This is a genomic window from Vibrio sp. Isolate30, assembly GCF_022397975.1.
Classification (GTDB): domain Bacteria; phylum Pseudomonadota; class Gammaproteobacteria; order Enterobacterales; family Vibrionaceae; genus Vibrio; species Vibrio fortis.
Map to the genome: position 1 here is coordinate 1,430,841 of NZ_JAKEUS010000001.1, position 21,070 is coordinate 1,451,910.

Below are 21,070 nucleotides of genomic sequence, written 5' to 3' on the forward strand. Positions count from 1 at the left end.
ATGAATCTGGCTGGTTACCAAGTGGTTACCTTTGTATCGGTATGCTACACCTATACACAGATAGAGGAGCCGACTCATGGGCACTTGGATACTAGAAACCTTATTATGGGCTATCGTCACTGTTGCAGTTTGTGTGGCAATTTGGGGATTAAACCTGACCAATATATTGATCGCACTAGGCGCATCAGTTGCGGTATCTCTGCTGTTAGGCAACAGTTGGCGCAGTTAGGCTTTCATGGCCACATAAAGCATCATTAATCATCACAACACATTTAACGACACTGGCAAACCTAAAGACGCAGAATAACTAAAGTACTCAAAAGAAAACCCCGATGATCAATGACCATCGGGGTTTTGTGTTTGTTACATATCCTGCATTAAGGCTAGCTTGATAATGTCTCTTCAAAGACACCTAACTCTCGGCCAAGCCAAATCGCTCGCACAGTGTGATCAAGCGTCTCTTCCCCACCGGTTACTGGGTGGATCAGCACAGACATATCACCACGTTCTTGATCTAACCACTCCACAATACCTGACTCTTTGTTAGCAAAGTGGATTTCAAACATTGGCATTTTATGAGGGCCAACGAGGCGCTGAACCAATGGGAAAACCTCCATCACATCGTTACGCTCCGAGAGGATTTTTTGACGTAGAGTTTCAGCTTGCTCTGCAAATCGCAGAGGAAAATAAACATGACCGTGGTACATATCACCGTCCTTTAGAATTATGATGAGGGCAGTGTAACCTGCTTTGTTGAACAATAACAGCTCACCTAATCTTCTTATTTAAATACAAAGTGTTATGCAATCACACCACCAATTTAAGCAAAGACTGCCCTCATAGACCCTAGATAATCGTCAACACCTTCAATAGATTGAATCAATCTCTAATGGGCCTTTTTCTGGCTTATCTAGATTTAATTGCTCAACGACACGTAATGCATTGGCACTGATTCCACCGCTATACGATTTGGATCCATCCGGATTTGTCATTGAGGTTTCACCGATATTCCAAGCAACAAAGAAGTCACTCAAATCATAATTCGATACATATGAACTGCACACCATCATGAGATCTCCACCAGTAAGACCAGTTTCTGCACTACTACAATAGTTGCGAACCTCATCCCCAAAGTCATCACCTCGAGCTTTTCGGTGCATCAACTTAAACATATTCCAGCCTTCGTCTTCACCATAAACGCTTGATTGGTTTGCGCCTTTTGCATACCAGTCGTCAATAGCAAAATGCGTCTTTGCCCAAATCTTCAACTGTCCAAACATCACCAAGCGCATCCCCGCATCACCATTCGCCCATGCATGTTGGTTATTCATCTCTAACCATTTCGGAGCTTTCTTGATATCCGTCTTGATACGATCCATCTCTGGTTTGTCGTTTCGTCCCTCTAACTCTTGCATGTACAGAGCCAATAAGTTGTTCGTAACTTCCGTACTGCCTTCAGCCAAGAATGGTGCAGATGCTAAGTTATGCCCAACTTCGTGCCACAATAGCCAATCATTGATTGGATTGGTCGGGATGGTGGTTCGGTCCGGATTAAAACTCGAGTTCATCACAGGGTAACCGGAGTGAGCTGCACCAATCGAGATCTGAACATCATTCACGAAACGATGACGAAATGCTTCAAGATCGGCATACGTAAATCGGCGATGTAACCCGCCCACTTGCTCTTCATCTCGACCATAAAAATCACTAGCAGCATCAGCAAAGCGATTCATCTCTTTCGCGAACTGGTGTAGATCCGTTGACTGTAGATTTTTAACCGGTGTGGTATAGATAAACGAACCCGTATCGACTTCTGCTATCGGAGCCTGAGCATTTTCAACGGAATTAAGCCACTGACCCTCTTTCCACCAAGCGGCTTTGATTACGCCCGAAACGTTAAATTGGGCCTCTCCACCATTATTCTCTTTAGGTTGAATGTAGATCAGACCACCGTATGGGGATTTGAAGGTCAAGCTCGATCCATCATATGCATAAGTGGTTTGCATTCTCGGCGGGCGTTTTAAACTTGTTTCGTGATTTGGCTTACCGGTTAAATCGTCTGCCATCATCACAGTGATCCTCGCTGGAACACCATCACTGATGGTCACTTCCTGCGCCTGCGGCGCCCATAAGCCAGTTGATTGGTTGTTTCCTGCTGAATAGGTCACCGCTTGACCCGTTGTTACAACCGAAACCGTCTCAGTTGTCGATGCAGCCATAGTTCTACCTGGATACAACGTCGTGTCTACAACAATGTCATGATCCCAATACGAACGACCCAACATGATACGCGTTAATGGTTTTTCCATATAATTCAATGGATAGCTAGGGTTCAATTGACCTGCTAATTCCCCTTCACTATGAATCATCTCATTTGCGACAAGTGACGCTTTAAGGTCAACGGGACACTGCGCCTCTTCCGTATCGGCTTGATGTTTGCCATCGGTGTAGCAGTTTAAGAACTGCACAGCTTGCTTGAAGCCTAATTCATCTTGCACACCTGACTCAAAACGGTATGCGTTGTCATTCCACATCCATACCGACAGGTTATCGAAACTCTGATTTAACTCACTGTTAGATAGGCGTTTTCCTGACTTACCCTGAGTTCGATAATAGATCTCGTGCTCGTAAAGAGAAGTGAAGTTTGAACCAAGGTTTGCAGCTTTGACCATGCTTTCAACCACACTTTTGCTCACATCGTAGCGGTCAAAGTCTGCACGTTGGTAGGCACCACGTACTGTCATTCCATGCCCAGATCGTGTTTCGATACAGTTGAACTCGTATTCGTAATCATTGCGACAAAGAGGAGTACCTGTAAAGGCTGTTTGCAGTTCCTTAATCGCTTTAGCACGCTCTTCGTCCGTCTCGACAAATATCCGCGCCTGCTTAGTCACCATTATTGGTGATCCAGACTCATCAACTGACGGCTTACCTTCTGCATCTAGCTTCACGACTTCATAAGTTGGGATTTCAAACTTAATCTTGGACTCATCTTTAATCCACTCGACCGTACCATCTTGATTAATGGTAAACGGAGGCTCACCTTGGTTGTCTTGGAAACGCTCCAAAACCACCATCTCTTTCTGACTCTTCACATGCAAGTTGGGATAAGGAGCTTGGCAGTAATACGAGCTACCACAGAAAGCTTGATTCGTCGGTGTTACGTTTTCACCACCCAAAGAAACACCAGCAGCATCAGCTAGACGCCCAATAGGTTCAGGGTTCGTAGTTTGAATTGCGTCCATAAACAGGATGTTACCGCCGTTATTTACGTAGTTAATAAGCGCGGTAATATCTTCTTGACTCAAATTAGGGTTGTCTAAATCAGAAACAAACTGGTTAGTCATACCGTCTTGAATCAGCTTAGGTGGGTATGCCTGAAGAATCAGGATTGGTGTTGTCGTCACATCAAGCCCATCAAATTCACCAGAACCCCGCTTTTCAACTGATGCAAAACCATATTGCGGACTCACAAAAAAGGTGTACTGCTTACCCATTGTAGAGTGGTGATACGCCGAATAAGCTTGGTCAATATTGGTAACGGCATTCAACCCAGCAATTGACGAACCGTTATTGAACCATTCAAATAAGTTCGAGAAAAACAGCCTCATACTGCCTTGATCATCATGCTGTAGGTTTTCGATCTCCGAAACGGTACACAGCTGCTTGTTACTATCGATATGCAGTGATCTATTGGCCCAATAGTTTTCTGGACACGACAAAATACTTGGATATAAACCGTTGCCCATGAACACGACTTTACCTTTACCTATCTCCCCTGCGGTTACAAAAGGAAAACCGTAAGTTGCATTGTCTTCAGAAACCAGAGGGATTGGTAACATATCAATGTGAGGGTGTTCGGCAATGTAAGGTCTTCCTTCACGTGTCCAAGCTTGCTGTTCTCCAAAAGAGAGCTCTCGGTTAGTATCGGTTCTCGGCATCATCACAGGAAAGGCTCGGTTTGAGATGTTGAGTGCCCGCATGCCACGCGTGTATCCCGAAGCACCGTAAAAGCTGCCGTTATCATTAAACACATGGAAGGTGTTTACGTTATGGAATATTTGCTGAAGCGACTCGGTAACATAATGACCTGATTCCATAGATAAGGTCACAGGTTGGCGAACATAATCCATGAACAGCGGCGTTTGTCGCAACTCATCGTCGATTTCTGCTGTCAGTCCTTGATTAAATTGATCAGTAAATTCATTCGGGATCTCGAAACCTGAACCTTCAATCGCCCCACCATTCGGAAGCGTCAAGTTGATCAATTCGTTAATCACGTTCGGGTACTGTGAGAAAGTGCGCTGTACCTCTTCTGAAATCTCAAAGTGAGATGCATGCTCTACAGCGTAACGCTCAATGAGAGACTGAATATTGGCTTTAACCACCACATTGTCGGTCACATCAGAGAGCTTATACGAGATTTGGTTGCCGGTAATGTGGCCAAATTCAAAGGTATCAATACCAAATGTCAGCTTGTCTCCCCATAAGTACTCAAAGTGCCCCTGTTCATCGGTAATGCCCGTCGCGTTGGTTGAAAAGAAATGCATACCAGAGATGGCTTTGCCGTTAGCGTCTGTCAATTTACTTTGAGTGAAGACCTTACCTTCAAGACTTGGTTTGTAGGCATAACTGGATTCTGCGTCGGCAGAAACAAAATCTGAGTTGAGGTTGTTATTAGCACTTGGATCCACAGCTGGAACAATGGTTGTATCCACATGAGAGCTTGGCGCTTTACCAACAGTATCGGTAGCTTCTTCTTCCTTAGTCGCTAAATAGGCTTCTACGGCTGCTGAATCATCCAGTTGGGAATACACGGCTTCAATGTCAAACGCATCCAACTCATTGAGACAAATCGCGCTTTCCGTTGCACAAGCATCGATAGATTGAAGAACCTTAGTGACATCGCCTCCATGCTGATGGGTCAAATCAAATGAAACGGTCAATTCACTGTTTGAAATCGCTTTTTCCGATGGTTCAGGGAAGGGAGCAGTAAAGTCACCCAAGTTGAGGTGTCCCAAATGACAGCCAAAGCTCACACCCTGCTTGATTTCAAACGTACCATTTTCTAGCTGAACACCATTGCAATACACGTCTCCCTTTACCAAAGAGCCACTTGATAACAAAGAGGCGACATACGTAGCGGGCGGAATAATGTCAGTCGGTGGAATGATGTCTGTAGGCGGCAAAATATCGGTTGGTGGAATTGTATCAGGACTCTCATTGTGACTTGTGGAGTCGTCATTACAACCAGAAAGGAACGCAGACAGTATCGCCAGCGCGAGTAAGTTTTTTTTCATTGAGTATGATTAACGGTAGTTTTAATTAGAGCGCTATTTTAGAGATTTACTCCGTCTTGATGACTATAGTTTTTTATCCTAACCACAACCCTATTTAGTCATAAACATATGAATTAAAGAGATTTAATCACCTTATTTTGCCTTACCAATTGCAATTCATCGGTTTGATGACCCTAAAACAAAAACGCCATACCGCTTTCACGATATGGCGCTCAAACTTATGCGATGATTTAATTCAAAGCTTCATATTTACACTGCAGTAAAGGTTACGGCTTCAAGTTAAGCACAGCATCAATATCTTCTGCAGAGTGGCGCTCTGGTACTTGCTCCCACTCTTCTCCCCATGAGCGGTTTACAATACGCCCACGCTGGAAACCTTCGCGTGCTTCAAGCTGCTTCGCCCAGCGTACAACGTGAGTGTACGACTCCACTTGTAGGAACTCTGCAGCATCGTACAGATTGCCAAGTACTAAGTTGCCATACCAAGGCCAAATCGCGATATCAGCAATTGTCAGCTCGTCACCTGAAACAAACTCGTTATTTGCGAGTTGTTTATCAAGAACATCCAACTGACGCTTTGCTTCCATCGCAAAACGGTTAATTGGGTACTCTTGCTTTTCATCCGCGTATGCGTAGAAGTGGCCAAAGCCGCCACCAAGGAATGGTGCTGAGCCTTGTGCCCAGAACAACCAGTTGATCGCTTGAGTGCGTGCTGCTCCCTCTTTTGGTAGGAAGTGACCGAACTTTTCAGCAAGGTGCATTAAAATTGAAGCCGACTCGAATACATTGACTTCTTCGTCACCAGATTTATCAACCAACGCTGGGATCTTTGAATTCGGGTTAACCCCAACAAAACCAGAAGAGAACTGATCCGACTCACCGATATTGATCAGGTAAGCATCGTACTCGGCTTCTTTCACGCCTTGTGCGAGCAGCTCTTCCAGCATAATCGTAACTTTTTGACCATTCGGAGTGCCTAGCGAGTAAAGTTGCAGATCGTGTTTGCCAACTGGCAACTCACGTTCAAACCTCGCGCCAGATTCAGGGCTATTGATGTTTGCCCATTTATTTCCACCAGCAGTATCGTTAACCCAAACTTTCGGCGGAGTGTATTGTTCTGACATAGTATTTCCTTATTGATATTGGGTCTCACTCACTGATATTAGGTCACACACTCTCGGTTAAAACCCCTCAATACGATTTATTTTCAAACTGTTAAGCATGGCTTATTCCAGAATGACATAACTCGATTAAGGGTATAGTTGATGGCAAAAATCTGTCCCTAATCAAACTTCATTCAAATCTTGATCGATAGAGTCATGATTTCGCTATCACTCACCTATCGCTCGCGACAAGCTGTGATAACATCGCTTCAATACAAGAAATAGGAAACAAACAATGTCGTCTGATTACAACGGTTCAAGTGCAGCGTATGCACGAAAAGAAAGTGGCTACCGCGAGAAAGCGCTCAAACTCTACCCTTGGGTTTGTGGTAAGTGTGCTCGTGAGTTTGTGTATTCAAACCTTCGTGAGCTAACCGTTCACCACGTTGACCACGACCACACCAACAATCCTGAAGATGGCAGCAACTGGGAACTTCTGTGCCTTTATTGTCACGACCATGAGCACTCAAAATACACCGACCATGAACGTTTTGGGGTTGATGCTAAAGCTCAGCTAGATGATCACCAACACGCGACACATAACCCATTTGCGGATCTTGCAAAGATGATGAAGAAGTAATACGTTCTTCAAGCTTCAATCGCAACAAACCCCAGTATGTCGCCATACTGGGGTTTGTTTTATCTAGTGCCAAAATAAATATTGGCGAGATCAAAAAAGCCTTCCGAAGAAGGCTTTTTAAAGAAGAATCTGATTTACGCTGCTGCTTGTTTGCGAGCCTCTTCAATCTGCTTCTCACGTTTTTTTAGTGTTAGCTTATCGCGGTAAGAGAACCATACGTAAGACACAACCACTAAGAAGAACAGGTAAGACAACGAGAAGATAAACGGTGACTGGATAATGTCGTTCGAGATGCCCCAAGAGACACCGATAACCGTTACCGCAATTTTCGCGAAGAAGCCACATAGCAATAGTACTAGAGCCAGTTGTGGGAAACGCGTGCTGCGAAATGCCAACCAATAGCAACTACCTACAGCTAGTGCCGCAATGTAGAAGCCGAACAAGAAAGAATGAATATGATCAGCAGCTGCAACACCACCAGTAATCGACATCAATAGAATTAAAAATAGTTTCATAATACTCGCCTCATGTAGACTAGAAACGCATCCTTTCAAATTTGGAATCTCAGTTTGCGTACTATTTTCCCACTTTTTTCGCACAAAACAAGCCCAAAAACTGAACAAATTGTAACCAGAATGGTCTGCAAATACCTATATTAACAATTGGTTAACATTAAGCTTTTCAAGAAACTAAGTCCCCTCTGGCCTTATGGCCAATATTGGTCAAATTGATTTATTTTGTTACACAAAATTAACCATCGAAATAAATTAAAATTAATTGCAATGATGTGATGGTCGCACGCTTTGTAGGGGTACTGTAGAAATGGCTTCGGTTAACGCTATGAATAGTGAAGGCTGAATGACCGTTTTGTACAAAAAAGAAAGGTGTTCACAACAACTACAACACCAAGAAAAAACAGTTCTTTAACAACTCAAGTTTTATTTTGATAAAAGGGTAAAAAGAGATTCCAATCACATTTTTATTGGTTATAATCCGCGCTCTTTTGCGCTATCTGTTGATAAACGCAAACTAATTTTGAATAAACCATCACAATAACCCGTTTTCTTTTGAGTTACCCGCTCAATGGATGACAGAAACGAGAATAAAAATGAGCAAGATTGATAAAGCTACACGTATCCTGCTAGCAGGCTTCTGTATCAACCTTTGTCTTGGCATCCTGTATGCTTGGAGTGTATTTAACAAAGCCCTACAAGGTGAAGGATGGTCTGCAGCTGAAGCATCAGCACCATACGCGACTGCAACAATCACATTCTCTATCTGTCTTCTAGTTGCTGGTATCCTGCAAGACCGCATGGGTCCACGTAAGATCCTTATCCTTGGTACTGCACTAACTGGCCTTGGTATGATCGCATCTGGCTTTGCGACTTCTCCACTAATGCTGAACATCACATTTGGTGTTGTAGCGGGTGCTGGTATCGGCTTCGGTTACGCTTGTCTATCTCCTTCTGCAATGAAATGGTTCCACCCTTCTAAGAAAGGTATGGTTAACGGTCTTATCGCGGCAGGTTTCGGTCTAGCAGCTATCTACCTAGCTCCTGTAACTGCAGCTCTTATCGAGAGCATGGGTATTCAAACAAGCTTTAAGATTCTTGGTGCTGGTGTACTAGCGATTGCAGTACCTCTAGCAGCAACAATCAACAACCCACCTGCGGGCTACTCTCCAGCTGAACCAAAAGTAAAAGCTGGTCAAGCTCCAAAAGCAGTTAAGAAGAGCGAAGACCTATCTTGGAAAGTAATGCTGAAGACTCCTCAGTTCTACTCTCTATGGATCATGTACGCATTCGCAGCTTCTGTTGGTCTAATGATCATCGGTAACATCACAAGTATTGCAAGCGCGCAAGCAAACCTACCAAACGCGGTTTACCTTGCTTCTATCCTTGCTGTATTTAACTCAGGCGGTCGTGTTGCTGCTGGTATGCTTGCTGACAAAATCGGTGGCGTTCGTACTCTTCTACTTGCATTCATCCTGCAAGGCGCAAACATGGCTCTATTCGCTACGTTTAACACTGAGTTCACGCTAATCATCGGTACAGCGGTTGCAGCGGTTGGTTACGGTACTCTACTTGCAGTATTCCCAACTCTAACTGCAGAGTTCTACGGCCTTAAGAACTACGGTACAAACTACGGCGTACTATACACAGCATGGGGTATCGGTGGTGCAATCGGTACAGCGGTTGTTGGTTACTCAATGACTAACGGCGACAGCTACGGCCTTGCTTACACTATCTCTGCAGCAATGATGGCAGTGTGTATTGTTCTAGCAATCATCACTAAACCAATGTCTGAAGCTAAAGTTGCTGAGCTAAAAGCATCTCAAGCTTAATCTGATAAAAGATTGAATTTGAAAAGAAAGAGCTTAACCTTAGGGTTAGGCTCTTTTTGTATCTGCTCCATTCACATTGATGGTAATGCAATTTAAAGGAAAGCCTTTTCAGATAACGGATTGATGAGACAAAACCTTGCTAGACAACACACCAGTACTACCACCTACTTATTATCTCGATAACTTTCAGCGCCTTATCGATCATGCTCAGCAGTGGTATTTCGATCTTCTCAATCCCCAAGAACAAGAGTGGCTTGAGCGCTTCACAGCATTGCCCGCTCCCGCTCGTTGTGCACTCGTGAGAATGTTTAGCCGTAAGGGACACTGGTTTCGAAGCGACAAGCTTAATTATCAAGAGATTGAAGATTTTGACCTTCAGTTAGAACGACTAAGCAAACACGGTTTTATTCGTTCGAGTAACGGCAACAAAAGCAACTGCCCTCACCTTACATACGTCGAGCTGGCAAATGAGTTGCTCACTAAGCCTGAGATCATTCAAATCTTTCCTGAGCTAACCAAGCATCGCTCTGCCCGCAAAGACATCCTGCTTGGCATGCTCCCTGAAGAAACCTTCACCGCTTTCGACCAGCTTCCATTTACCTGTGTTGAATTGCTGCACCCTGAGCTCATCGAGCTTCTGCTCGTGTTATTTTTTGGCAATACCCACCAAGATCTTAGCCAACTTGTATTGAGTGATTTAGGTTTAAATACCTTTGAACCCGTCAATATTTCTCTTGAATCTCGATTCTTTCAAAACCGTAAGCAAGTCGATGAGCTGTTGGCGCTGCATAAGATTCAACATCAATATTATGAACTCACAACCAAAGACTCGGAATCTCTCACTACTCTGCTGAGTGACATTCCCACCAATAGCGACCACACTGCGTTAGTTCGTCGCCGTTCAAAACTGATCAACTTGATTGCCAGAGATCTTGAACGATTAGAAGAGTATCAACTCGCACTGCACTATTTCGCTCAATCACACCTACCGCCAAGTCGTGAACGACAAGCGCGCATTCATGACAAGCTAAACCAAATCGAGACAATGAGTGACGTTGTCACTGAGATAGTTCAACATCCGATTGATATTGCTGAGTTGGAAGTCGCGCACAAGTTAGAACAGAGAGTGCAAAGGCTGCAAGGTCATAAAGTCCCACGTTCTAAAAAGCCCAACTGTGTCAACGAACACATTGAACTCGACCTCAGCAAAATGCGTGTTGAAGAGGCAGTACGTACACATATGGAAGCGCAGGGTTGGCACTGTTACTTCAGTGAGAACACCTTTTTGAACGGATTATTTGGTTTGGCATTTTGGAATGTAATATTTGCTGAAGTTGACGGTGCCTTTATTAACCAATATCAATACCGCCCTCTCGACTTGTACCACGATGACTTTGTTAGCAAAAGACAAGACTTGATCGAGCAAACCTTCAACGAATTAAATCACAAAGGAATGCAGATCCTATTGGATACATTTGAAGACAAACAAGGTATTACTAACCCATTTGTTCAATGGGCGTACTTTTCTAAAGAGCTTTTAGAGCAAGCGATTGAACATATTCCTCTGTCTGTTCTCTGTGAGCTGTTTAGAGTGTTACTCAAAGACCTCAAGCTTTACCGAACCGGCATGCCCGATCTTATCGCTTTCAATGAACAAGGCTTTCGCTGGATAGAAGTGAAAGGGCCGGGAGATAAACTCCAAGACAATCAGTGGCGCTGGATTAAAGAGTTTGAAAGGTTACAGATCCCATTCTCCGTCTGTTGGGTCAACCACTAATCGACTCGGTTGGTTTGGTGTTTTTCGAACCATTTCTATTCATCAAATCGCTAGAACATGAACATTTTCAATCATTTTCGATATACTTAAGAAAAATGATAAAACTATAAGTTTCTATGAATCTAAAAAGAATATGGATTGTCGCACTGGTCAGTCTCTTTTCTGGCTGTGCAATGTACGCTGGCTTAAACTTCGATGACCTATTTGGGGAACCCGAAGTTCGTGACCGCCAAGCACCTGTGGTCTCTGCTCAAGCACAACATTTCATCAATGAAGTCAAACCGATCATCGACAATCGATGCGTGGTTTGTCACGCCTGTTATGACGCCCCGTGTCAGCTAAAAATGTCCTCAGTGGAAGGAATAGACCGAGGTGCGAGCAAGGCATTGGTTTATCAAGGCACTCGTTTAACCGCAACAGCGCCGACCCGCTTATTTGAAGATGCCCTAACCACTCAAGAGTGGCGTGAGGCTGACTTCCACCCTGTATTGAACGAGCGTATGCAAAATTCGACGGCCAACTTGGACGCTGGTTTAGTCGCTCGTATGTTGATTCAAAAAGAGAACCACCCTCTTCCCGATCAAAAGCAGTTAGAAGGCTTTGATTTCGCTGTCGATCGCAACCAACAATGTCCAACCATTGAAGAGTACGCCCAATACGAAAAAGACTACCCTACTTGGGGAATGCCTTATGGGATGCCGAACCTCGACAAAGGTGAATATGCGACCTTGATGAGCTGGCTAGAAAACGGCGCGATTATGAACGCTCACATCCCTTTGACTGAAGGTGAGCAAGCGTTGGTTAACACCTATGAAAACTTCTTAAACAAAAGCTCGCGTAAGAGTCAGCTATCTGCTCGCTACATCTACGAGCACTTGTTCCTCTCTCATCTCTACTTTTCAGAGTTAGAGGGGCCAACTCGCTTCTTTACCTTAGTTCGCTCTGCAACGCCACCAGGCCAACCCGTTCAACGTATTACAACACGTCGCCCTTACGATGATCCTGAAGTGCCACGTGTCTACTACCGCATCATCCCTGAGCAAGGCACGATTGTAGATAAAACGCACATGCCGTTTGCGCTCAATACGCAGCGACTACAAAACTGGACAACCTGGTTCGTCAATACACCATACACGGTGAAAGAGCTGCCTAGCTACGAGGTAGATGTTGCTGCGAACCCGATGACCGCGTTTGAAGCCTTACCGGTAAAATCGCGCTTTAAGTTCATGCTCGACAATGCTCAGAACACCATCATGGCGTATATCAAAGGTCCTGTATGTCGTGGACAATTGGCGTTAAACGTTATTAATGACCGCTTTTGGGTCGTATTTGTCGACCCAGATAAAGCCGACCTTCCAGAGATCAACGACTTCTACGCCAGCCAAAAAGATAACCTTAAACTCCCTGGGGAGCTTGAGAGTAACACTCTGCCCGTCACCAACTGGGTTAAATATTCGAAGCAACAAGCTCGTTATTTAGATGGTAAGTCAGAGTTCACCAATAAGTGGTTCAAAAACGGTGAAAACCTCACCATGAACGTTATTTGGGACGGTGGCGGTACGAACCCTAATGCAGCACTAACTGTGTTTAGACACTTCGACAGCGCCTCTGTGGTGCAAGGTTTGGTGGGCACACAACCAAAGACAGCGTGGGTGCTTGATTACGCGCTCTTAGAGCGTATCCACTACCTGTTAGTGGCGGGCTTTGATGTCTACGGTAACTTTGGCCACCAGCTGATGACTCGCATGTTTATGGACTTCTTACGTTTAGAAGGTGAAAGTAACTTCCTGACCCTACTACCAAAAGATGTTCGCCACGAGGAGCATTCAAGCTGGTACCAAAACCAGAATACTCAGCTCAGTGATTTCTTACAGCGCAATATCGCCCCATTCGATCAGCCGTCTAGTGTCGTCTACAAAACCGATAACCCGAAGGCGGAGTTGTTCGATATGCTCGAAGAGAAGCTTAAACCTATCCTCAATGATCGTTATAAGATCGTTGATACTGGGTTCGCACCAAAACATGAAGCCTTGTTGCAACAGGTCGACTCAATCACAGGCGAGGGGCTAAAGTATGTTCCGCAACTCGTTATGATGATGATTAAAGCGCAAAGCGGTGAAGAGCAGTTGTTTACTATGATTCACAACAATTCTCACACCAACATCTCTAGCCTGTTTAACGAAGAGAGCAATCGTGACTACGAGAACGATGACCTAACACTGGTTAGAGGCGTTGTTGGTAGCTACCCTGCCGCGTTCCTAGAGCTAGATGAAGAACAAATCCCTCAACTAGTTTCGATGTTACAAGCAATTGAAACTGAAGAGGATTATGTCGCTTTACTTGATAAGTTTGCGGTACGTAGAAGCTCAAGTGACTTTTGGCCGTTCAGTGACCGCGTTCACCAGTGGTATCAGCAAAACCAACCTATTGAGTTTGGTCTATTGGACTACAATCGCTTTGAAAACCGTTAACTTTGAACACCATTAGCTACAAAAACCATGAGCTTTAAAACCCGTTAGCTTTAAAATTCATGGTATTTGTAACGCAATTTGAACCATTGAAGTTCGATTGCGTTAAAACTAAAAATCCTCTGCCAGTGCAGAGGATTTTTTGTCGGTAAATTGGTTGGCAATTTGGTTGAACGCTTGATTGGTAACTTGAATATCGTTTCTAAAAGTAAGCTTTCAGAGCCTGATTAGATTCTTCTACTGTCTCAATCAATGCGCCTACGGTGTTTTCATATTCCGTCAAAGGTTCAGATGCAGCTTCAATCCCTAAACAAACCTGATGCAACTTACCTAAACCCAAACTACCTGCCGAGCCTTTCAGCTTATGCGCCAGCGATTTTACTTCTCGCGAGTTCTTCGCCTCGCTGGCCATCGCCATCTCATCGAGAATCACTTGAGAACTCTCTTCAAATAGTCCGACAATCGACTGCATTTTTTCTTTACCAAGAATCGCCAAGTCACCCTCGATAACCTTAGGATCTATGATCAACACATCTACCTCCTGCTGTTGATTAATTGTTTCATCAACGTCGTTGACTGAATCTACGTCGCCTTTTTGAGCACTGCACATGCGATCAGATGGGTCTGGCTGAGGTAATAACAGTCGACGCCCCGTCAACTGGGTAACAATCAGTCTCGCTAGTGCCTCTTTCTCTAGAGGTTTAGGCAAGAACCCATCAAAGCCGGAGGCTAAGTATTCTTCAACTTCTTCATTGAATACATGGGCTGACACCGCAATCATCGGCGGCTCAGTTCTTTGTTCTTCTGCATGGTTATTAAGAGCTTTAAGATCATTTTTCAGTTCTTGAATAAGCTCCGTGCCGTCACAATCAGGAAGGTTGATGTCTACCAGCGCTATATCGAAATCTTGCTCTTTAAACAGCTCACGCGCTTGTGCGCCTGTGGTAGCAATGGCGACTTGATGCCCAAGATTATTCAAGAAACCCTCTGCGACAATACAGTTAACAGGGTTGTCTTCAATCAACAGCACTTTGGCTTTAACACATGTCTCAACCGCCTGAGTTTGATCTTCGACTTTTTCGCCAAGCTCAAGTGGGACAGAGAACCAGAACTGGCTGCCCTCGCCCTCTTCTGAGTGTACGCCAATATCACCATTCATCGCGGTTAAAATGCTCTTACTGATCGCAAGGCCTAATCCTGTGCCGCCTTTCTTGTTGCGACCACTCTCGGTTTGGCTAAATGCATCAAACAAGCATTGCTGCTCTTCCGCTTTAATTCCGGCACCGGTATCCGCGACCTCAAACATCACGCGATTTGGATCTTCGATATCCAAACTGATGTAAATATCAACAGAGCCGGTGTCAGTGAACTTAATGGCGTTGCCAACAAGATTATTTAAGATCTGGCTGAGACGCGTTACGTCACCGCGCCAATAAGTCTGTACATCACTTTCAATGTGGAAGCTGAAATCGATTTTCTTTTCTGACGCTCTTCCTTCCATCAATTGATACGTATCTTCAACCATTTGATGAAGGTTGAAAGAAGCAACGCGGATCTCTAAATGCCCAGCTTCGATTTTCGAGTAATCCAATACATCATTAAGTATCGCCAGTAAGTTCTTACCGCTGCGGTTGATGATGTCAGCATACCCCGATTGCAGTGGGTTAAGACCAGTGTCCTTTAACAGCCTCGCCGTTCCGAGTACACCATTCATTGGCGTACGAATCTCGTGGCTCATCGTCGCTAGAAACGCGGATTTAGCTCGGCTTGCTTGCTCTGCAGCACGACGTGCTTTAGCGTGATTCACTACCTCTACGTTTAACTTCTGGTTGGTTTGTTGCAACTGATAAGTCCGCTCAGTAATCAACTCTTCAAGATGCTCTTTGTGCTCTTCAAGCTCTCGTTTGGCCTTGGCCTCGCCCACGGCCACTACTTGTAGCGCTTGAGCCGTGTTTCGAGCCGTGATGATCGCTTGTCCCATATGAGCGAGCTCATCGTTACCTTTAACCGATATATCGATATTCAAGCGCCCCTGAGCAATCGACATCAAAGCAACGGAATATTCCGCAAGCCTTTTCACTACAGAGACATACACGACGCGCCACACAATAAAGGCCGCGATAAACAGACCAATCACAGAGATGACCGATAACGTCCATTGGGCATAATTCAGCGTCGTTGTCAGCTCATCAACCGCCTCTTTGGTACTGGCGTTGGAATCGTCGACTAGCACAGTGACTGTGGTATTCAGCTGGGAAAACAACTCCAAAGTTTTCTGCATTAGGAATTCGGACTTCTTAGCGTTTTCTGACTTCTCTAACGCTATTTCAAAAACCACTTGTCGACGTCTCAACTCTTCTAGTAATTGCGACATCTGTTCTGAGCGAGTTGGGTCTTCCACCGCTTTCACCCGGCGAGCCATGATTTTTAGGTTGGATTCAAACTCACTCTGGATCTGGTTGATACGATCCACATCTGTGACGGTCGGTGTCTCTTCAATTTGATTAAGCATCTTAAAGGCAAGCAGGTGTAACTCATGCAAGCGTTCAGAGAGATCCAAATCCACTTCTACCAAGGCATCAAGCGCTTTGTATGCTCGATCCGTCTGCTGCTTTTCTAGAAGGTCATAGATGTGGGTTACGTTGGCAACAGCAATAGTTGCGGTGTTCAGTACTTGGGTACGGGTGAGTTGTTCAAGCTCTTCAGCCAATAAGCGCATCTCTTCCACGCGAGAGCCTAGCTCTTTAGTTAGCCACAATTTGCGCTCTACCGATACTCCGAGCTCAGCTAAGGTATTGATAACACTTTGAACGTTGTTTTCTAAGTTACTCAATAGTTCAGAGTCAAAGCTGTCTGATCCCAGCTCTTTAATATGACGCAGCAAAGACTCCAATAACTCAAATAGCTCGGAACCAGCCTCTTTGCGTTGCTCTTCATTGCGTGCATTGCTCAGGGTCTGAACTGATGCAATGATGCGATTACTCAATTCTGAAACCTGACGTGCTTCAATCATGGCCGGGAGTGCCGAGTCGACAACGTTTCGTTCTGTTTTTGCCACGAAGCTAAAGCCTGACACACCAATCAAAGCCGATAAGACTACCAATAAGGCCATCACCAAAAATGCGGCGAGCAGCTTTCTACCTATACTTGCTGTGGCTAACAACATAAACCCATAACCCTAAAACGTTCTTCTTTACCCATGCAGAATACGCTATATTTTGCAGTGTTTCTTATCCAAAGCCAATAAACTGACAATTCATGCTATCTAAACGTTTAGTTTCAACTCTAGTTTCCTGTTTACTGAGTGCAACCAGCTACTCTGTAATCGCAAACGACCTGACAGCAAGCAACCAAACCGCTGTCGAACACCAGAGCTCTTCTGCTGTGCAAGAGAAAGAGAAAGTGTGCGCCATCTACCCACACCTAAAAGACTCCTACTGGTTGTCCGTTAATTACGGCATGATTTCAGAAGCCAAAGAGCAGAACATTGAACTGCGAGTGCTTGAAGCTGGCGGTTACCCAAACATTGGCAAACAAGCGTCACAACTTGAGTTATGTAACCAGTGGGGTGCTGATGCCATCATCTTGGGGACAGTTTCTCCCGATGCATTCTATGACAGTTTGACCAAATGGGTCGGTTCAACGCCTGTGTTTGCCACCGTAAACGAGCTGAACTTGAGTGAAACCCAAAAAGAGAAAGTGCTCAAAGGCACAGTCGGTGTCGATTGGTGGCAAATGGGTTACGAAGTCGGTGAATTCCTCAAGGCAAGACACCCTAAAGGCTCAGGAAAGACTGATATTGCGTTGCTACTTGGCCCACAGGCAAGTGGTGGCACCAAGCCTGTCGCGATCGGTTTTTATGACGCAATCAAATCCAGTGATATTAATATTGCTGTAAGTTATTGGGCGGATAATGACAAAGAGCTGCAGAGAAACCTCGTTCAGCAGGTGATCGATTTGCCAAATATCAAATACATCGTTGGCAGCGCTGTCGCAATTGAAGCTGCTATCAGTGAGGTAAGAGCCGCTAATAAAGAGAAAGAGATTGGGTTAGTTTCTAGTTACCTAAGTCATGGAGTTTATCGTGGATTACTTCGTAACAAGGTTCTATTTGCCCCAACAGATAAGATGGTTGAACAAGGGCGCCTGTCCGTAAACCAAGCGACACACTACCTGAGAAAGCAGCCTTACGAGTTCCATCAAGTGCCTAAAATTGAGGCATTGACGCCTTCATCTCTCAAAAAAGAGGTGATTGCCGATTCGTTGTCACCTTCTGAGTTTCGTCCGGTATTCAGTGTCACACCTTAGTGATATATTGATAATTAGAAATTGAAAAAATCAAAAATATAAGCCAATAATTTAGGAAACATTCATGCAAAAAACAACACGTACGATGCCTGCTCACAAGCACATCGCTTTAGTGGCACACGATAACTTTAAGCCAGAATTGCTGCGTTGGGTTAAAGAGCATAAAGAAAAACTACAAGGGCACTTTCTGTACGCGACGGGAACAACAGGACACCTGCTAAGCAAAGAGACTGGCTTAGCGATTAAGAGCATGATCAGTGGCCCAATGGGTGGCGACCAACAACTTGGTGCGCTGATTTCTGAAGGTAAGATCGACATGATGATCTTCTTCTGGGATCCACTCAATGCGGTACCACACGACCCAGATGTGAAAGCACTGCTGCGTATTGCAAGTGTATGGAATATCCCAGTGGCAACTAACCGTGCGACGGCGAACTTCCTGTTCAACTCTTCAATGCTTGAAGAAGAGGTATCTATCGAGATCCCAGATTACGAAGCTTATCTAGCAGACCGCACTTAATTAAGCTTTTAAATACAGATACAAAAACAGCCTGCAGACTTGAACTTGCAGGCTGTTTTATTTGAGCGTTAGTGGATAGCGTTTATAGGGTTTGATGCACACAAACTTATCTAGATTTACAGGCTACTTATCGCTCCACACCGCCATCTCGTTGCCACTCGGTTCGCAGAAATGAAAGCGTCGACCACCTGGAAAGGCGAAAATGTCACGCTTAATCATGCCACCCGCTTCCACAATATCTTGCTCGGTTTGCTCTAAACCTTGGCTATAAAACACCATCAGAGCTCCACCGGTATTGGCATCACAGGTCAAATCAGACTGATAAAAACCACCCATCAGCCCTTTTGCGGTAAAAGCCGTATATTCTGGTCCATAGTCTTCAAACTGCCACTGAAATACGGACTCGAAGAACGCTTTTGTCTTGTCTAAATCTTTTGCTGCAAACTCAATGTAATTGATTGAACCATGTTCCATTTCGGCCTCCTTACCAAAAATGTTGGCTTGGCTATGGGTTACTTTCTACGGACAACCGGATAATCCGATTGATGCAATTCTTGAACAAAGCCTGAACCATCTCCACTGTGAGTGATCCAAACTTTTTCCTTCGCTCGTGTCATCGCGACATAAAACAGCCTTCTCTCTTCAGCATAAGGGAAAGTGTCCGATGACTCTGTTAACGCACCATCAATATGCAGCTGTTTTTTCTTCGCTGGAAATTGACCTTCATCTACACAAAGAATGATCACAAAGTCAGCTTCTTTACCCTTACTTGCGTGACAAGTCATAAAACTCATGTCCAGCGATGTGTAAATCTTCTGCCAATCAGCCAACAACTCAGGCTTATGATAATGGTTCCGACCAAGTAGCAATACTGACTTGGTACCCTTGCCTTTTACTTGTCGATTCAACTGATCGAGGATCTTCTCCACGTCTTTACTCGGAGCAGTGTAAACCGCCTTCTGCTTCTGTTGTTTAAAGCTATTGAGCTCTTTTGGTAACTGAATTGGGTTTTCTTGCACAAACCGATTCGCTACTACGCCCAATTGGTTATTAAAGCGATAAGTTGTGTCTAAATGATGAATCGTCGAACTTTCGAATCGGTCTTTAAAGCCCGTCGTTAAATCAACATCCGCACCAGCGAATTGGTAAATAGATTGCCAATCATCTCCTACCGCGAAGATGGAAGCTTGATGCTCTGCTTTCGTTTGATTACACAAGGCTTCAACCAAAGCTAAGCGGTCGGGAGAGATATCTTGGTATTCATCGATCATGATGAACTTCCAAGGTGAAATAAATCGACCCTTCTCGACGTATTGTGTCGCACGACTGATCATCATAGAAAAATCGATTTGATTCTGCTCTTTCAGATTCTTCTGCCAAGCGGTTACACACGGCCAGCACAGAGCCAACTCGCTGTTCAATCGAGTATAATCAGGATGATCGATAAGCTGCTGCTGAACCTCTTTCTTGGTTAAGCCTGAGCTATTCAGTTGCTCTAATTGCTTCTCTAACCACCCAATGAGCTTAAGGTTAGATACATGACTACCAAGCTCCTCATCGCCCTTTAAATAAGCAATAGGCCATTTAGAGAGGTGCTTTTGCCAACGCTTAAAGTTGGTCGGAGTCATCCAATGCTTTTTCAACCAGTCGATACACCACGCTTGGCGCTGATTATTGTCCAATGCCAGTGGAGAGATGGTCACCGGCTCACTTTCAACGTGATTAAGAATTTTTAGCCCCAACTGGTGGAAAGTCTTCACCTGCACTTTCTCAGCCGAGAGACCAATCTTACTGTCTAGACGCTGTTTCATCTCATCTGCAGCCTCACGTCCAAACGCCAGCAATAGCATTTCTTCTGCCTGAGCTTGATGGCTCTGTAGAAGGTAAGCAACACGAGCGGTCAGGACACTGGTTTTACCCGAACCGGCACCCGCCAAGATCAAGTTATGATCGTCGTTCATTAACACCGCATATTGCTGAGAAAGGTTAAGTGGCGAAGACTCACACTGCGCAAATAACACTTCCCAGTTTTGACGTTCGCGATCAAGCCATAGTCGGTTGCGCTCAGCTTGCTGCTCTTCGGTATCAAGCAACCATGGAGACAGGCGTGCAATTCGCTTAGGCATGCGCTGTGCAGCTTCATCAAGAGTCATCACCATCGACTCTAAGCCTTGATTGACTTTGTTCACCCATTGATCGACTTGGGAGTGTGGCAAGAATGCAGGTAACTGTTCGAGGCGAGTCAATTCCGCTTCCCAATCAGGCACATGCTCTGCTAATTGTTCGCATTGAGTGTCATGCCACTGTTGATAAGCATTCACAGCGCTACGAGCAAATTGGCGACATTCATCCCACGGCAAACCTTGAACCAACCAGCTACGTTGTTGACCTTCATGAGTATTGGCAAAAAACTGCAACGATCCCCAAAATAAACCGCGCTTTATAGCGACTTTACCGCTCCATATCGTGAACGGGATACGTTCCTCACTACCGACAGATGAGAGAAGTAAACGTGAGCCATCCAGCTCAACTTGATGGTATTCATTTTGGATAAAAAACTGTGCAGTCTTATTTGCGCTTAGCTGCATTGGGCTTGCTCTTAAATGGGAG

The 21,070-nt window shown here is 44.7% G+C and carries 14 protein-coding genes; 7 read left to right on the forward strand and 7 right to left on the reverse strand.

From position 1 onward, the window contains the following. Positions 1 to 76: 76 nt before the first annotated feature. A complete protein-coding gene (locus L1D60_RS06225; protein ID WP_239840231.1) occupies positions 77 to 229 on the forward strand; it encodes a hypothetical protein in 153 nt (50 codons plus the stop codon). Positions 230 to 383: 154 nt separating this feature from the next. On the opposite strand, the gene L1D60_RS06230 is transcribed toward L1D60_RS06225, so the two are convergent. The 3 genes from L1D60_RS06230 to yghU all read right to left on the reverse strand — a co-directional run bounded on the left by L1D60_RS06230 (position 384) and on the right by yghU (position 6,424). Beyond that, positions 384 to 707, reverse strand: coding sequence for a DOPA 4,5-dioxygenase family protein (locus tag L1D60_RS06230; protein WP_239840232.1), 324 nt, complete (start codon positions 705 to 707; stop codon positions 384 to 386). Between the two features lie 159 nt (positions 708 to 866). Continuing rightward, positions 867 to 5,300 (reverse strand): SslE/AcfD family lipoprotein zinc metalloprotease, encoded by a 4,434-nt coding sequence (locus L1D60_RS06235; RefSeq protein ID WP_239840233.1) that lies wholly within the window; start codon positions 5,298 to 5,300, stop codon positions 867 to 869. Positions 5,301 to 5,566: 266 nt separating this feature from the next. Further along, positions 5,567 to 6,424, reverse strand: coding sequence for a glutathione-dependent disulfide-bond oxidoreductase (gene yghU, locus L1D60_RS06240; RefSeq protein WP_239840234.1), 858 nt, complete (start codon positions 6,422 to 6,424; stop codon positions 5,567 to 5,569). A gap of 274 nt (positions 6,425 to 6,698) precedes the next feature. Between yghU and L1D60_RS06245 the strand changes: the two genes are divergently transcribed. Further along, complete coding sequence (locus tag L1D60_RS06245; protein WP_239840235.1) at positions 6,699 to 7,043, forward strand: YajD family HNH nuclease; 345 nt, start codon at positions 6,699 to 6,701, stop codon at positions 7,041 to 7,043. A 134-nt stretch (positions 7,044 to 7,177) separates the two neighbouring features. On the opposite strand, the gene L1D60_RS06250 is transcribed toward L1D60_RS06245, so the two are convergent. Next, positions 7,178 to 7,558 (reverse strand): NADH:ubiquinone oxidoreductase, encoded by a 381-nt coding sequence (locus tag L1D60_RS06250; RefSeq protein ID WP_239840236.1) that lies wholly within the window; start codon positions 7,556 to 7,558, stop codon positions 7,178 to 7,180. A gap of 593 nt (positions 7,559 to 8,151) precedes the next feature. On the opposite strand from L1D60_RS06250, the gene L1D60_RS06255 reads away from it, so the two are divergent. The 3 genes from L1D60_RS06255 to L1D60_RS06265 all read left to right on the forward strand — a co-directional run bounded on the left by L1D60_RS06255 (position 8,152) and on the right by L1D60_RS06265 (position 13,635). Beyond that, a complete protein-coding gene (locus L1D60_RS06255; RefSeq protein ID WP_032552300.1) occupies positions 8,152 to 9,387 on the forward strand; it encodes an OFA family MFS transporter in 1,236 nt (411 codons plus the stop codon). A gap of 136 nt (positions 9,388 to 9,523) precedes the next feature. Continuing rightward, on the forward strand, positions 9,524 to 11,164 hold the full coding sequence (locus L1D60_RS06260) for a VRR-NUC domain-containing protein (RefSeq protein ID WP_239840237.1): 1,641 nt from the start codon (positions 9,524 to 9,526) through the stop codon (positions 11,162 to 11,164). A gap of 116 nt (positions 11,165 to 11,280) precedes the next feature. Then, complete coding sequence (locus L1D60_RS06265) at positions 11,281 to 13,635, forward strand: fatty acid cis/trans isomerase (RefSeq protein WP_239840238.1); 2,355 nt, start codon at positions 11,281 to 11,283, stop codon at positions 13,633 to 13,635. A gap of 199 nt (positions 13,636 to 13,834) precedes the next feature. Here L1D60_RS06265 and torS read toward each other — a convergent pair whose 3' ends face one another. After that, positions 13,835 to 16,798, reverse strand: coding sequence for a TMAO reductase system sensor histidine kinase/response regulator TorS (torS, locus tag L1D60_RS06270; RefSeq protein ID WP_239840239.1), 2,964 nt, complete (start codon positions 16,796 to 16,798; stop codon positions 13,835 to 13,837). 92 nt (positions 16,799 to 16,890) lie between these two features. On the opposite strand from torS, the gene torT reads away from it, so the two are divergent. Together torT and L1D60_RS06280 are read left to right on the forward strand one after the other, a co-directional pair. Beyond that, complete coding sequence (torT, locus tag L1D60_RS06275; protein ID WP_239840240.1) at positions 16,891 to 17,940, forward strand: TMAO reductase system periplasmic protein TorT; 1,050 nt, start codon at positions 16,891 to 16,893, stop codon at positions 17,938 to 17,940. A 64-nt stretch (positions 17,941 to 18,004) separates the two neighbouring features. Next, on the forward strand, positions 18,005 to 18,460 hold the full coding sequence (locus L1D60_RS06280; RefSeq protein ID WP_032552293.1) for a methylglyoxal synthase: 456 nt from the start codon (positions 18,005 to 18,007) through the stop codon (positions 18,458 to 18,460). 123 nt (positions 18,461 to 18,583) lie between these two features. Here L1D60_RS06280 and L1D60_RS06285 read toward each other — a convergent pair whose 3' ends face one another. Continuing rightward, entirely contained in the window at positions 18,584 to 18,934 is a 351-nt protein-coding gene (locus L1D60_RS06285) for a VOC family protein (protein ID WP_239840241.1), read from the reverse strand. Between the two features lie 38 nt (positions 18,935 to 18,972). Continuing rightward, entirely contained in the window at positions 18,973 to 21,048 is a 2,076-nt protein-coding gene (gene helD, locus L1D60_RS06290; RefSeq protein ID WP_239840242.1) for a DNA helicase IV, read from the reverse strand. Between the last annotated feature and the right edge of the window lie 22 nt (positions 21,049 to 21,070).